This window comes from Kribbella sp. NBC_00889 (assembly GCF_045207705.1).
GTDB lineage: Bacteria > Actinomycetota > Actinomycetes > Propionibacteriales > Kribbellaceae > Kribbella.
In genome coordinates, this window is record NZ_CP108783.1 from 2,116,687 (window position 1) to 2,130,719 (window position 14,033).

Here is a 14,033-nt window from a genome sequence, read left to right on the forward strand (position 1 = left end):
CAGCCGACCAAGGGTTCACCGTGGTCCGCTAGGTTTCGAGCATGACGCGCACACTCGCCACCAGTCACGGTTGGGTTGCCCAAGGTACGGCGCTGTGCGCCGGAGCGCTCGCGGACGCGGATCTCGAGGCTCCGTCGTCACTGCCCGGATGGACGCGCAAGCATGTCGCCGCGCACCTGTCCAACAACGCGGAGGCCCTCGGCAACCTGGTGCACTGGGCGCGGACCGGCGAGGAGCGGCGGATGTACACGTCGCCGGAGCAGCGCAACTCCGACATCGAAGCCGGGTCGCAGCGTCCCGCCGATGAACTGCTGCAGCGGTTCCAGGTGACTGCGCAGACCCTGGCCGAGGCCATGTCGGAGCTGACCGAGGAGCAGTGGCAGGCCCAGGTGCGGAGCGCGCAGGGGCGCCCGATCCCGGCGACCGAGGTGGCGTGGATGCGCAGCATGGAGGTGATGATCCATGCCGTCGACCTCGACACCGGCATCACCTTTGCCGACCTGCCGGCCGACTTCCTCGAGGAACTCTGCGCCGACATCCGCGCGAAGAGTGAGGCCGACCCGCAGGTGCACGGTCCGCTGCACCAGCGCGCGGCGTACCTGACCGGACGTCCCTACGAGGATGTGCTCAGGCCCGACGGCCAGCCGGCACCACCGCCGCCGCCCTGGTTGTAGTCGTCAGACCTCGACGTGCGAGCCGATGATGACCGTCCGGTCGCGGGGCAGGTTGAAGTACTCGGCGGCATCCGCGGTGATGTGTGACGTGGCGATGAACAGGTGCTTCCGCCAGGTCGCCATCGTCGCCGCCGGTCCCTTGCGCAGCTCGATCTTGGACAGGAAGTAGGACGCCCGCTCCAGGTCGATCCGGCCCTCGGTCGCCTCCGGGTCGAGCAGAGCCAGCGCCGCGGGAACGTCCGGCGTCTCCATGTACCCGAACCGCGCGGTGACGTGGGTGATCCCGTCGTCGCCGTACCCGAGGTCGTCGACGGTCACCCGTTGGTCGTCGGCGACGCGCGGCACCGGCTCGGTCTCGATCGAGACGATCACCACGTGCTCGTGCCGCACCTGGTTGTGCTCGACGTTCGCCCGCAGGGCCAGTGGTGCCGTCGTGCGGCCGCGGTTGAGGAAGATCGCCGTACCCGGAACCCGCTGAGCCACCAGCCCGCCGGAGCGCAGCTCCTCGACGAACTGGTCCAGCGGGCCCTCGAGCCGTTCGCGTTCGGCGGTGACGATCGCCCGGCCGCGTTGCCACGTGGTCATGATCGTGAACGCGGTGAGTGCGATCAGCAGCGGCAGCCAGGCACCGTGCAGGATCTTGGTCAGGTTCGCGGCGACGAACAGCAGGTCCACCGACAGCAGGAGGACTGCGCCGGTGACGATGATCCAGCGCGGGGTGCTCCACCGGATGTGCGCCACGTAGAAGAACAGCAACGTGGTGATCGTGATCGTGCCCGTGACCGCCATGCCGTAGGCGTAGGCGAGTGCCGCCGAACTGCGGAACGCGAAGATCAGGGTCAGCACCGAGGTCAGCAGCAGCCAGTTGATCCACGGCACGTAGATCTGGCCGATCGTGGTTTCCGAGGTGTGCGCGATCCGCAGCCGCGGGAGATACCCGAGCTGCGCCGCCTGGGACGCGACCGAGTAGGCCCCCGTGATGACCGCCTGCGCGGCGATCACGGTCGCGGCTGTGGTCAGGACTACCAGCGGCAGCCGGGCCCAGTCCGGGACGAGCAGGAAGAACGGACTGCTGAGGTTGGATTGGTCCTCGAGGATCAGCGCACCCTGACCCAGATAGCTCAGCGTGCAGGCCGGCAGGACCATGCCCAGCCAGCCACGGGTGATCGCCCGGCGCCCGAAGTGACCCATGTCGGCGTACAGCGCCTCGGCGCCGGTGACGGACAGGACGACGGCGGCGAGGGCGAAGAACGCGAAATGGAAGTGGCCGGTCAGGAAGCCGACCGCGTACGTCGGTGACAACGCCCGGAGGATGCCGGGATGCTGGACGATCCCACTGATGCCGCAGGCACCGATCACCACGAACCAGACGATCATCACCGGACCGAACACCTTGCCGACCGCCGCGGTGCCACGCCGCTGGACCAGGAACAGTACGACGATGATCACCGCCGTGATCGGTACGACGTAGTCGGCCATCGACGCCTCGACGGTCTTGAGTCCCTCGACCGCGGACAGCACCGAGATGGCCGGCGTGATCATGCTGTCGCCGAAGAACAGTGAGGCGCCGAAGATGCCGAGCGCGGCCAGTACCACTGCCGCGCGGCCGCCGCGCTGGCTGCCCCAGCGGCGGAGCAGGGTGATGAGGGCCATGATGCCGCCCTCGCCGTCGTTGTCGATCCGCATCGCCAGCACGATGTAGGTGAGCGTGACGATGATCATGACCGACCAGAAGATCAGCGAAACGACGCCGTAGATGTTGTCGGTGCTGACCGGGACCGGATGCGGGTCCTCCGGGTTGAACACGGTCTGCAACGTGTAGATCGGGCTGGTGCCGATGTCGCCGAACACCACTCCGAGTGCCGCGACGATCACCGCCAGCCGCACCGTGTCCCGCGCAGAGCCGTGGGGCGCACCAGAAGCGTTCACGGGCCGGAACCCTACCGCCCCGGGGTGGCCGTTCCGCGGACCGACGTCGAGAACCGGCGGACCACTCCGACGTACCAGGTGACCGAGAAGGAGGGACCTGATGAGTCCGGAGCGGATCCTGCGTACGTACGTCACGCTGAGCGCGGTGGCGACCGGGGCGTCGTCGATGATCTGGGGCATCAACACGTTGTTCCTGCTCGACGCCGGCCTGAGCATCGGCGAGACCTTCGCCGCGAACGCGTTCTTCACGATCGGCATGATGCTGTTCGAGGTGCCGACCGGTGTCGTCGCCGACACGGTCGGCCGGCGGGCGTCGTACCTGCTGGGTGCGGCGACCCTGTTCGGGTCCACGTTGCTCTACCTGCTGCTCTGGCAGCAGCACGCGCCGTTCGTCGCCTGGGCGGGCGCTTCAGCGCTGTTGGGGCTGGGGTTCACGTTCTTCAGCGGTGCGACCGAGGCCTGGCTGGTCGACGGCCTGCACGCCACCGGGTACGACGGTGAGCTGGACGCCGCGTTCGCGAAGGGCCAGATCGCGAACGGCGTCGCCATGCTGGTCGGCTCGATCTCCGGTGGGCTGCTGGCCCAATGGACGAACCTCGGTGTCCCGTACGTCGTCCGCGCGGTCCTGCTCGCGGTCACGTTCGTCGTGGCGTGGCGGTCGATGCGCGACGTCGGCTTCACGCCGAAGCCGCGGGTGTCGGTGGCCGGTGAGATGCGCGGCATCCTCCGGGCCTCGCTGACCCACGGGCTGCTCAATCCGCCGGTCCGCTGGCTGATGCTCGCGGGTCTGTTCGGGGCCGGCGTCGGCGTCTACGGCTTCTACGCCGCACAGCCGTATCTCCTCGAGCTGTACGGCAACCCCGATTCGTACGCGGTCGCCGGGCTGTCGGCCGGACTCGTCGCCGGTGCGCAGATCGTGGGCGGCGCCTCCGCGGCGTACCTGGGTCGCCTGTTCCGTTTTCGTACGACGCTCATGCTCGTGGCGACCGGAGTCACCGTGCTCACGCTGGTGCTGATCGGCCTGGTCTCGGGCTTCTGGATGGCGCTCGTGCTGCTGAGCCTGTGGGCCGTCATGTTCGCGGCGATCGGGCCGGTCCGGCAGGCGCTGCTGAACAGCCAGATCCCGTCGGCCCAGCGAGCGACGGTGTTGTCGTCGGACAACCTGCTCGCCTCCGGCGGCGGGGCGGTCATCCAGCCCACGCTCGGCCGGTCCGCCGATGTCTGGGGCTATGGCACGGCCTACCTGATCAGCGCTGTGATCCAGCTCCTCGCCGTACCGTTCCTGCTGCTGGCCGGGCGGAGCTGGGCCCGGACCAGTCGCAAGCCCCTGGAATCGCTATCGTTGCCGGCGTGACGGGTCGGCTGATGGTGGTCAACGGTGGGTCCAGTTCGGGGAAGTCCGGGATGATCCGGTGCCTGCAGGCGATCCTGGACGAGCGCTGGCTGACGTTCGGGGCGGACAGTTTCGTCGAGGCGATGCCGGCCGCGATGCAGGCGTCGGACGACGGGATCCACATCGGCCCGAACGGCGAGGTCGTGGTCGGCCCCGAGTTCAGGCGGCTGGAAGCGGCCTGGACGGCCGGGATCGTCGCGATGTGCCGGGCAGGTGCGAATGTCGTCATCGACGACGTGTTCCTCGGCGGAGCCACATCGCAGCAGCGCTGGCGGGACGCTGCGGGCGAGGTCGAGATCCTCTGGGTCGGAGTCCACTGCGACCCCGAGGTAGCTGCCGGGCGCGAACTGGCCCGCGGCGACCGGGCGGTCGGGATGGCGGCTCTGCAGGCCACCCTCGTCCATGAGGGCGTCAGCTACGACGTCGAGGTCGACTCGAGTCACATGGAGGCGCTGGACTGCGCCCGGACTATCGCCCGCCACCTGAAGTAGCAGCGTCCTCGACCCGCGCGAGCGCGGAGCCGATCCGAGCCCGGTGATCAGCGGCGACCGCAGCCTCGTCGTCACCGGCCAGAATCCGGCGGATCGACTCCAGGTGGACGGTCCGATACGCAGCGACCGCCAGGGCGGAGGTGAGGCGGGCATCGGGTACGTCGGTGGCCTCCATCGCAGCGGCGATCGCCTGCTCGAGGTGGTCGAGCAGTTCGCGAGCGCGTGACTGCAGCGCACGTGAGGATTCGACCAGCCGCCAGAACGCCGCGAAACGACCGCGGATCGTGGACAGCGGATGCCCTTCGTCGGCCAGTCTGATCATCAGTTCGGACAACGCCGCGACCGCGGAGGTGCCGGCCGGGCGATCGGTGACGGCGGCAACCACCAGGGCCTCGGCCTCCGGGTAGCGGTCGAAGAGCAGGTCCTCCTTCCGGGCGAAGTGGGCGAACACGGTCGGCCGGGCGACGTCGGCGGCCTCGGCGATCTCCGACACCGACACCGCGTCGAAGCCGCGCTCCAGGAAGAGCGCTGTCGCGACGTCGGAGATCCGGGTCCGGAGCTCGGCCTTCTTGCGCTCGCGGCGCCCTGGCGCTGGGTGCTGGTCCACGTCGCCAGGGTAAGTGAACTCGTACTCGATAAAAAGATGTACTGAGTATGAGATTGCTTGCTACCGTAGTGCCCATGCGTCCTCTCGGGGTGAACTACGACACCGGCCTGCAGTACGACGGCCGTTCGACGCGCCGGCGCTTCGACGCCGGCACAGTCCGCGACGAACTGCGGACCATCGCCGACGACCTGCACGCTCCCGCCGTCCGGGTCTCGGGCAACGACCCGGACCGGCTCACCATCGCGGGCGAGGCAGCCCTCGACGCCGGCCTGGACCTGTGGTTCTCGCCGGTCCCGATGGATCTCGAGCCGGACGAGTTCATCGCCTTCCTGTCCGGCTGCGCGACGCGCGCCGAGGCGTTGCGGACGAGCGGCCGGGGCGACGTCGTCCTGGTGCTGGGCTGCGAGCTTTCCGTGTTCTGCAAGGGATTCGTGCCCGGCGAGACGTCGGGGGAGCGGTTGTCGACGATGGCCGATCCGGCGACCTGGACCGATCAGGACAAGCTCGCGCAGCTGTACGAGGGCCTCGCGCGGTGGGGCGACGTACAGCAGCGGCTGGTGGCCGCGGCCCGCGCCGAGTTCGGCGGCCGGATCACCTACGCCGCCGGGATGTGGGAGGACGTGAACTGGGAGCTCTTCGACATCGTCAGCATCGACGCGTACCGCGACCAGCAGAACGCGGCGACGTTCCACGACGAGTTGCTGGCCCGGCAGAAGTGGGGCAAGCCGGTCGCCGTCACTGAGTTCGGCTGCTGCGCCTACCGCGGCGCCGCCGCGCGGGGCGGCTCGGGCTGGATGATCGTCGACCGGGCCGTCGACCCGCCCGCGATCAACGGGCACTACGAGCGCGATGAGGAGGAACAAGTGGAGTACCTGCTGGAGCTCGTCGAGGAGTTCGACCGGATCGAGCTCGCGGCCACGTTCTGGTTCAGCTTCGCCGGGTACGAACTGCCACACCGGCCCGGCGACCCCGCCCACGATCTCGACCTCTCGTCGTACGGGCTCGTCGCGACCGACGACGACGGTGGCTGGCGGCCGAAGCGCGTCTTCGGTGCCTTGGCCGAGCTGAACGGCGGCCGCGGTTGATGGAGTCCGTCCGGTTGGGCGGGACCGGTCTGCGGGTCTCGCGGATCTGCCTGGGGATGATGAGTTTCGGCACCGGTGGCGCCCGGGAGTGGCACCTTGGCGAGGAGGCCGCGGAGCCGATCGTACGGCGAGCAGTGGACGCCGGGATCACGTTCTTCGACACCGCCGACGCGTACTCGAAGGGCACCGGCGAGGAGCTGACCGGCCGTTTGCTGCGGAAGTTCTTCGGCCGCCGCGAGGACTACGTACTCGCGACCAAGGTGTACTACCCGACAGGCCCCGGACCGAATGACCGCGGCCTGTCCCGAAAGCACATCCTGGACGCGATCGACGCGTCGCTGCGCCGGCTCGGCACCGAGTACGTCGACCTCTACCAGATCCACCGGTGGGACGACGACACGCCGATCGAGGAGACGATGGACGCGCTCGCGGATGTCGTCCGGGCCGGGAAGGCCCGCTATCTCGGAGCGTCGAGCATGTTCGCCTGGCAGTTCGCGAAGGCGCAGCGGGTGGCCCAGCAGCTGACACAGGTCCCGTTCGTCTCGATGCAGAACCACTACAACCTGGTCTACCGGGAGGAAGAGCGCGAGATGATCCCGCTCTGCGTCGACCAGGGCGTCGGCGTCATTCCGTACAGCCCGCTCGCCCGCGGTCTGCTGGCCCGGACCGGAGGAGGTACGACGCGATCCGGCAGCGACCCGGTCGCCGACGACTTGTACGGCGAGAGCGACCAAGCGGTGGTGAAGGCCGTCCACGCGGTCGCCGCCGATCGTGGTGTGCCCCCGGCTCAGGTCGCTCTGTCCTGGCTCCTCGGCGCCGGCGGCGTCACCGCTCCCGTTGTCGGTGCCACCCGCACCCAGCATGTCGACGACGCGGTGGCTGCTGTCGACCTCACGCTGACCGCGGAGGAGCGAGCGCTGGTGGAAGCGCCGTACCGTCCGCATCCCGTGACCACCTGACTGGACCGGCGGGTACAGTCGACGGTGTGCTGACGGCGAAGGGTGCGGCGACGCGGGATCGGATCGTGGACGCGGCGGCCGCGGAGATCCGTGACCGTGGCGTCGGGGCGGTGACGCTCGACGACATCGGGCGGCGGAGCGGGACGGGCAAGAGCCAGCTGTTCCACTACTTCCCTGAGGGCAAGGAGCAGTTGCTGCTGGCGGTCGCCGAGCGCGAGGCCGACCGGGTGATCGAGGACCAGGAGCCGCAGCTCGGGCGGCTGACCACGTGGGAAGCGTGGCGGGAGTGGCGTGACGTCGTCGTGGAGAAGTACCGCCGGCAGGGTGTGAACTGTCCGCTCGGTGTGCTGATCACCGAGATCGGGCGGCACACCCCGGCCGCGCAGGCGGTGACCGGCAAGCTGCTCGCACAGTGGCAGCGCCGGGTCCAGGCCGGGATCGAGGAGATGAAGGCCGACGGCAAGATCCGGGCCGAGGTGGACCCCGCCCGCGCCTCCGCGGCCCTGATCGCGTCGGTCCAGGGCGGGGTCGTCATCCTCATGTCGTCCGGCTCGGCCAAGCACCTGGAGTACGCGCTGGACCTCTGCCTGGACTACCTCCGCGGGGACATCACCGCCAGTTGAGCACCGGCGGTTGGTAGCCGGCCGGCTTGTCGGCGACCTTGGCTCCGGCGTTGACCAGCCAGCCTTGGTACTCCGGCGTGAACATGCGATACACCGACTCCGGCGGTACGGCGCTCGCCTCGTCGAGCGTGGATCGCAACTCCGCGGGGATCTCGAACTCGAGGGACGCCAGCGAGGAGCCGAGTTGCTCCGGGGTGCTGGCGCCGACGATCGCCGAGGCGATGCCGGGCTGCGTGGCGACCCAGTTGACGGCGACCTGGGCCATCGTCACACCGAGCTTGTCCGCCACAGACCTGACCGTGTCGAGCAGGTCCCAGTGCCGGTCGGTCCACGTCCGCACCGGAGCGGCGTCGCCGGTGAGCCGCCCGTCGCCGGTCACACCCTGCGCGTCGTCGCGGCGGTACTTGCCGGTGAGGAATCCGCTGCCGAGCGGACTCCACGCCGTGATCCCGAGGCCCAGCGTCTGGCCGAGCGGGACGTGCTCGGTCTCGATCGTCCGCTCGACCAGCGAATACGGCAGTTGCAGGCTGACCATCGGCACCGAGGAATGCGCGTCCGCGAGTGTCTGGGCGCGAGCGGCGTACCAGGCCGGTACGTCGGACAGGCCGGCGTACCGGATCTTGCCGGCTTGGGTGAGGTCGTCGAAGGTGCGCAGGACCTCCTCGATCGGGGTGATGCGGTCCCAGGTGTGCAGCAGGAACAGGTCGAGGTAGTCGGTGCGTAGCCGGCGCAGTGACTCCTCGACCGCGCGGATCATGTGCTTGCGGCCGTTGCCGCCGGCATTCGGATCGCCGGGGTCGACGCTGTTGGTGAACTTGGTGGTGAGCACCATCCGCTCGCGGAGTCCGGCTTCCTCGATCAGCTTGCCGAGGATCGTTTCGCTCTCACCGGCGGTGTAGAAGTCCGCCGTGTCGATGAAGTTGCCTCCGGCATCGATGTACCGGCGGAAGATCGATCGCGCGTCGTCCTCGGTCTTCCCGTACGGCGCGTGGAGTCCGCCGGTGCCGAAGTTCATCGTGCCCAGTGCCAGCCGGCTGACGCGCAGTCCGGACCGGCCGAGCAAGTAGTAGTCGTCAAGTGCCATGCCCACAGCGTTGCTTGAAAAAAATGGACCGGCAAGTACAAACGGCGACGGCGTGATTGAGTTGGGGCTGATGCTCGTCGATCGGCGAAGGGATCGGACTGTGGGGTTGTCGGAACGGCAGCGGATGGTGCTCGGGCGGTTGGCGGAGATCGCGATCCCGGCGGACGACTTCCCGTCGGCGGCCGAGGCCGGAGCGGTGGGGTTCATCGAGCAAGTGGTGACCGAGGACCGGCCGGACTGGCTCGTGCGGGTCGAGCGGGCACTGGACGTCGCGGGGGATGAGCCGGACCTCGACCTGGTGCTGGCTGATCCGGATGGCGCCTGGCTGGTGCGGATGATCGCGCAGGGCTTCTACGCGGGGGATGGGCAGGTCCGGCCGTCGGCGTGGACCATGGTCGGTTGGCAGGCGGACAAGGCCGGGGCGTGGGAGCCGGTGCAGACCGACCTGCGCATCACGCCGCGGTCGGAGTTGGTGGATCGCTACGACTGCATCGTGGTCGGCTCCGGCGCGGGTAGTGGTGCGTCCGCTCAGGTGCTGGCAGAGTCCGGGCGGTCGGTGCTGGTCGTGGAGACCGGTCGCTACCCGACGACCGCGTCGTTGTCCCGCGACCACCTGCGGAACCCGCGCTCGGTGGCCGGGCTGCCCGCGCTGACCGACCCGGATCCGTTCGGACGCCCTCGGGTCGCGGTCGTCGACGGCGTACCGCGGCAGGTGGTGCCGCCGGACGGTGGATGGGGCAACAACGCCTTCACGGTCGGTGGCGGCACTCGGGTGTACGGCGCCCAGGCCTGGCGGTTCGTGCCTCGCGACTTCGCGATGGCGAGCACCTACGGAGTTCCTTCAGGGAGCGCTCTGTCGGACTGGCCGATCACGTACGACGACCTGGCGCCGTACTACGCGTTGGCCGAGCAGAGGTTCGGGGTGAGCGGCGGCGGTGTGGACCCGTGGCACGAGCCGCGGGAGCTCCCGATGCCGCCCATGCCACGCACCGGTCCGGCGACACGGCTCGCGGCAGCCGCGGAGCGGCTGGGCTGGGGAACTCTCGACGTACCGCTGCTGATCAACTCGGTCGACTACCAAGGACGGGCGGGCTGTGTGCGGTGTGGGCAGTGCGTCGGATTCGCCTGCCCGGTCGAAGCAAAGTCAGGGACCCACAACACGGCGTTTCCGGCCGCACTCGCGACCGGACGGTGCACGTTGGTCACCGAGACGACTGCGGAGCGACTGGTCACCGATGCGTCCGGCCGCGTGACCGGTGTCGCCCTGGTCGCCGAGGACGGTCACTGGCGCCGGACCGTGCAGTGTGAAGAGGTCGTGATCGCCGCCGGTGCGACCGAGACACCGCGGCTCCTGCTCAACAGCGCCCACGACCGCGAACCCGATGGCCTCGGCAACAACCAGGACCAGGTCGGCCGGCATCTGCAGGCTCATGTGTACGCCGGCGCGGTCGGGCTGTTCGACGACGAGCTGGCCGATCTGATCGGCCCAGGTGTCTCGATCGCGACCTGCGACTTCCGGCATGGGAACGACGGGATCGTGGGTGGCGGGATGCTGGCGAACGAGTTCGTCCCGACGCCGGCCGCGACGTACGACTATCTGACCGGCGCCGGGTTGATCCCGCGGGCCGGGGCGGAGGGGAAGCTGGCGATGCGGCGGGAGGCGCGACGCATGCTGCGAGTTGTCGGGCCGATCCAGGAGGTCACGTCGGCGGAATCCCGGGTGCAGGTCGATCAGCGAGTCCGCGACCGCTTCGGCAATCCGGTCGTGAGGATCAGCGGTTCCATCCACCCGGAGGACGTCCGGTCGCAGGCCTTCATGAGCGCGAAGGCCCACGAGTGGCTGGAGGAAGCGGGCGCGGTCCGGACGGCTGTCGGCGGGGTGGGTACGACGCGGCAGGCGAGCAGCGGGCAGCATCAGGCGGGCACGTGCCGGATGGGCGACGACCCGGCGCGGTCGGTCACCGATCCGTACGGCCGGGTCTGGGGCCACGACAACGTCCGGATCGCCGACGCTTCGGTGCACGTGACGAACGGGGGAGTGAACCCGGTGCTCACCGTGCTGGCCAACTCCCTGCGGATCGCCGAGCACCTCACTAGGTGATGGTCAGGCGAGGATGCGGGAGATGCCGACGCCGCTGCGGGCGTCGCGGCCGTACTTCTCGACCTCGGCGGCGAGGTCCAGCCGGCGTACTCCGGCCTTCGCCCGGTCCTCGTCGGTGAGCAGGTCGGCCGGGATGATCCAGACGATCTCGAACTCCAGCCCGTTCGGGTCCTTGCCGTACAGGGACTTGGTGGTGCCGTGGTCGGACGAACCGACCAGGGCGCCGGCCTCGGCCAGCGTGGCGGACAGGTCCTCGAGGTCGCCGAGGGTGTCCACCTCCCAGGCGAGGTGGTAGAGCCCGACGGTCGTCTGCCCGGCACCGGATGGGCCGGCCTGCGGGCCGAGTTCGAACAGGCCGAGGTCGTGGTCGTTGGTCGAGCCGGGCGCCCGGAGGAAGGCCGCGCCCTGGTAGGCGTCGCCGCCCTCGGTGTAGCCGAACCCGAGCACGTCGCGGTAGAAGGCGACACTCTCGGCCACGTTCCGCACGTACAGCACCGCATGATTCAAGCGGAAGATCGCCATCGAACAACCTCTCTCGTCGGGACCCTCTCGATGATAGTTGAAGACTCAACCTAGGGCCACGGCTGCGCGCTAGCGGCGGCGAGGTCTGCCCGGCTTCTTACCCGCTCCCTTGGTGGCCGGCGCTTTCTTGGCGGCGGCCTTCTTGGCCGGGGCTGTCGTGGCGGGCTGGGCGCCGCGGCTGCTGTTGACCGTCCGGCCGCGGACAATCCCGATGAACTGCTCCACCAGTTCTGACGTCTCGTCCTCGGGCCAGCTCAACGCGACCTGCGACTCCGGTGCGTCCAGGAGCGGCCGGTAGGTGAGGTCCTTGCGGTGGTGCAGCCGGGCCAGTGACTGTGGTACGACGAGCAACCCGGTGCCCATGGCAACGAGTGCGATCGCATCCGCCGTGGTCGCGGGACGTTCGTCGATCACCCGTCCGGGTGGGCGTTCCCAGTCGAAGACGTCGTCCCGCGGGTGGAGCATGAGTTCGTCGGCCAGGTCGTCGGTGGTCACCTCGTCGGCCGCTGTCACCAGGTGATCCTTCGGAACCACGACGACCGTCTGCTCGACGTACAGGGGGATGGCGTGCAGGCCGTCGCGGTCGATCGGGAGCCGGAGGAGTACGGCGTCCGCCTCGCCGCGACGTACCAGGGCCGGCGCGTCGGCGGCGGTGACCTGGATCAGCTCCAGCGGGATCCGGGGAAGGCGCTCCGCCCACATCCGAACCCACTTGGCAGGTGTCACGCCGGGCACATAGCCCAGCCGGAAGGTGGGTCGGGGGCCGGTCACGGTGGCCAGGTTACCGGGCGTCACGCCAGGACGGGCATGGTCGCTACCCTTGCGGCATGACGGCGCGTAAGACACCCCAGACGATGAAGCCGGCCACGGCGGCCAAGAAGCTCGGGGTGTACCTCCAGGCGACCCCCGCGGAGTTCCAGGAGGGCGCGGTCTCCCGCGACGAGCTGAACGCGCTCCAGGCCGACCCGCCCGAGTGGCTCCGCGAGCTGCGCCGGACCGGTCCGCACCCGCGGCCCGTCGTCGCGGCCAAGCTCGGCGTCTCGATCAGCGGCCTCGCCCGCGCCGGCGTCACCGAGGCGCTGACCACGGACGAGATCGAGGCCATCAAGTCGGAGAACCCCGACTGGCTCGAGCACGAACGGGCCACCCAGGCCGACGTCCGCCGCCAGGCCGCCGAGCTCAAGAACAAGACGGACTAGTCCGGCCCGACCCCTTGACGTGACCCGTGACTCAGGCACTATTTTCGGTCATGACCGTAAAGGCGGTCACAGCCGTGCGTACGTCTGGGAGGTCCTGATGAAGGTCGGTATCAGCCGGGTCGTGGGGTCCGTGGCCGCAGTAGCGGTGGTGGCCGGATTGAGTGCCTGCGGCGGTTCCAGCGGGTCCGGCGGGTCCTCGGACCAGGCGGTCGTGACGGTCTGGATGTACCCCGTGATCGCGGACGAGAAGGCGGCCACGACGTACTGGACGCAGATCGAGAAGGACTTCGAGGCGGCGAACGCCGGCATCGACCTGCGGATCGAGCAGCAGCCCTGGGCGAACCGGGACCAGAAGCTGGCGACGGCGTTCTCCGGCGGCAAGGGACCCGACGTCCTGCTGCTCGGGCCGGACCAGATCCCTCAGTTCGTCACGTCCGGCTCGCTCGAACCGGTCGACAAGGTGCTGGACGCGGACAAGGACAAGTTCCTGCCCGGCGCCCTGGACGCGCTGAAGGTCGACGGCAAGCTGTACGCGGTGCCGATCTACCACACGGTCACCACGACGGTCTACAACAAGAAACTGCTCGCGAAGGCCGGCATCACCAAGCCGCCGGAGACCTGGGACGAGATCAAGGCGGCCGTGCCGAAGTTCAAGCAGGCCGGTGTCGCCACGCTGGACTACTCCGCCTCGCCGGAGGCGTCGCTGAACCTCAGCTTCTACCCGCTGCTGTGGCAGGCCGGCGGGAAGGTGTTCGCCGACGACGGCAAATCGGTGGCGTTCAACCAGGCACCCGGTGTCGAGGCGCTGACGTTCCTGAAGGGCCTGTATGACGACGGCGGGATCCCGAAGAGCGCCCTGTCGAACGCGAACGTGGTGGCCGACCAGGCGCTCGGCAAGCAGCAGGTGGCGATGGGCTTCACGAACACCCTGATCGACGCCAAGACCGTGGCCGCGAGCTGGGGCGCCGCGAACGTCGTGGTCGGCGCACCACTGGAGAACAAGAAGCGGGTCGGGTTCGGGCTGCCCGGCGGGCTCGCGGTGAACGCGGGATCGAAGAACGTCGACGCGGCGGAGGAGTTCCTCGGCTTCATGACCCAGCCGAAGCAGGAGATCAGCCTGGCGACCGCGTCCAACTTCCTGTCCCCACGCACCGACGCGCCGGTGCCGGCCGCCGACGAGCAGGCGAAGAAGTTCGAGGAAGCCCTGCAGTACGCCTACTCAGGTGAGGTCAACCCGGCCGCCCGCCAGGTGATGACGTTGCTGTCGGTCGAGATCCAGGCCGTGCTGACCGGCAAGAAGACACCGCAAGAGGCCCTGGATGCGGCGGCCAAGCAGTCCAACGATCTGCTCTCCAGACAGCGCTGA

14 protein-coding genes are annotated in these 14,033 nt (G+C 69.2%); 9 read left to right on the top strand and 5 right to left on the bottom strand.

Annotated features, from left to right (window positions below):
- The first annotated feature begins 41 nt into the window (after window positions 1-41).
- Window positions 42-674, top strand: coding sequence for a maleylpyruvate isomerase family mycothiol-dependent enzyme (locus OG817_RS10325; RefSeq protein ID WP_406053493.1), 633 nt, complete (start codon window positions 42-44; stop codon window positions 672-674).
- A 3-nt stretch (window positions 675-677) separates the two neighbouring features.
- Here the strand turns inward: OG817_RS10325 and OG817_RS10330 are convergent, their stop codons facing one another.
- Window positions 678-2,603, bottom strand: coding sequence for a potassium transporter Kup (locus tag OG817_RS10330; protein ID WP_406053495.1), 1,926 nt, complete (start codon window positions 2,601-2,603; stop codon window positions 678-680).
- Between the two features lie 100 nt (window positions 2,604-2,703).
- Between OG817_RS10330 and OG817_RS10335 the strand changes: the two genes are divergently transcribed.
- Both OG817_RS10335 and cpt read left to right on the top strand, forming a co-directional pair.
- Window positions 2,704-3,957 (top strand): MFS transporter, encoded by a 1,254-nt coding sequence (locus OG817_RS10335; RefSeq protein WP_406053497.1) that lies wholly within the window; start codon window positions 2,704-2,706, stop codon window positions 3,955-3,957.
- A complete protein-coding gene (cpt, locus tag OG817_RS10340; RefSeq protein WP_406053499.1) occupies window positions 3,954-4,487 on the top strand; it encodes a chloramphenicol phosphotransferase CPT in 534 nt (177 codons plus the stop codon). The genes OG817_RS10335 and cpt overlap by 4 nt, the downstream gene beginning before the upstream one ends.
- Here cpt and OG817_RS10345 read toward each other — a convergent pair.
- Window positions 4,465-5,094, bottom strand: a complete 630-nt coding sequence (locus tag OG817_RS10345; protein WP_406053501.1) for a TetR/AcrR family transcriptional regulator — start codon at window positions 5,092-5,094, stop codon at window positions 4,465-4,467. The genes cpt and OG817_RS10345 overlap by 23 nt on opposite strands.
- Before the next feature lie 74 nt (window positions 5,095-5,168).
- Here OG817_RS10345 and OG817_RS10350 point away from each other — a divergent pair, with 74 nt between their 5' ends.
- Genes OG817_RS10350 through OG817_RS10360 form a run of 3 tightly spaced genes read left to right on the top strand, consistent with a single transcriptional unit; the run spans window position 5,169 to window position 7,761 of the window.
- Window positions 5,169-6,179 (top strand): hypothetical protein, encoded by a 1,011-nt coding sequence (locus OG817_RS10350; protein ID WP_406053503.1) that lies wholly within the window; start codon window positions 5,169-5,171, stop codon window positions 6,177-6,179.
- Window positions 6,179-7,138, top strand: a complete 960-nt coding sequence (locus tag OG817_RS10355; protein WP_406053505.1) for an aldo/keto reductase — start codon at window positions 6,179-6,181, stop codon at window positions 7,136-7,138. The genes OG817_RS10350 and OG817_RS10355 overlap by 1 nt, the downstream gene beginning before the upstream one ends.
- Before the next feature lie 26 nt (window positions 7,139-7,164).
- Window positions 7,165-7,761, top strand: a complete 597-nt coding sequence (locus OG817_RS10360; RefSeq protein WP_360449262.1) for a TetR/AcrR family transcriptional regulator — start codon at window positions 7,165-7,167, stop codon at window positions 7,759-7,761.
- Here OG817_RS10360 and OG817_RS10365 read toward each other — a convergent pair.
- A complete protein-coding gene (locus OG817_RS10365) occupies window positions 7,748-8,845 on the bottom strand; it encodes an aldo/keto reductase (RefSeq protein WP_406053507.1) in 1,098 nt (365 codons plus the stop codon). The genes OG817_RS10360 and OG817_RS10365 overlap by 14 nt on opposite strands.
- Window positions 8,846-8,945: 100 nt before the next feature.
- On the opposite strand from OG817_RS10365, the gene OG817_RS10370 reads away from it, so the two are divergent.
- Window positions 8,946-10,946 (top strand): GMC oxidoreductase, encoded by a 2,001-nt coding sequence (locus OG817_RS10370; RefSeq protein WP_406053509.1) that lies wholly within the window; start codon window positions 8,946-8,948, stop codon window positions 10,944-10,946.
- Between the two features lie 3 nt (window positions 10,947-10,949).
- On the opposite strand, the gene OG817_RS10375 is transcribed toward OG817_RS10370, so the two are convergent.
- Window positions 10,950-11,468 carry a VOC family protein gene (locus OG817_RS10375; RefSeq protein WP_406053511.1) on the bottom strand — a complete coding sequence of 173 codons (519 nt, stop codon included), beginning with the start codon at window positions 11,466-11,468 and terminating at the stop codon, window positions 10,950-10,952.
- A 69-nt stretch (window positions 11,469-11,537) separates the two neighbouring features.
- Window positions 11,538-12,239, bottom strand: coding sequence for a LysR family substrate-binding domain-containing protein (locus OG817_RS10380; RefSeq protein WP_406053515.1), 702 nt, complete (start codon window positions 12,237-12,239; stop codon window positions 11,538-11,540).
- Between the two features lie 56 nt (window positions 12,240-12,295).
- Between OG817_RS10380 and OG817_RS10385 the strand changes: the two genes are divergently transcribed.
- Entirely contained in the window at window positions 12,296-12,667 is a 372-nt protein-coding gene (locus OG817_RS10385) for a DUF5997 family protein (RefSeq protein WP_406053517.1), read from the top strand.
- 97 nt (window positions 12,668-12,764) lie between these two features.
- Window positions 12,765-14,033, top strand: coding sequence for an ABC transporter substrate-binding protein (locus tag OG817_RS10390; RefSeq protein WP_406053519.1), 1,269 nt, complete (start codon window positions 12,765-12,767; stop codon window positions 14,031-14,033).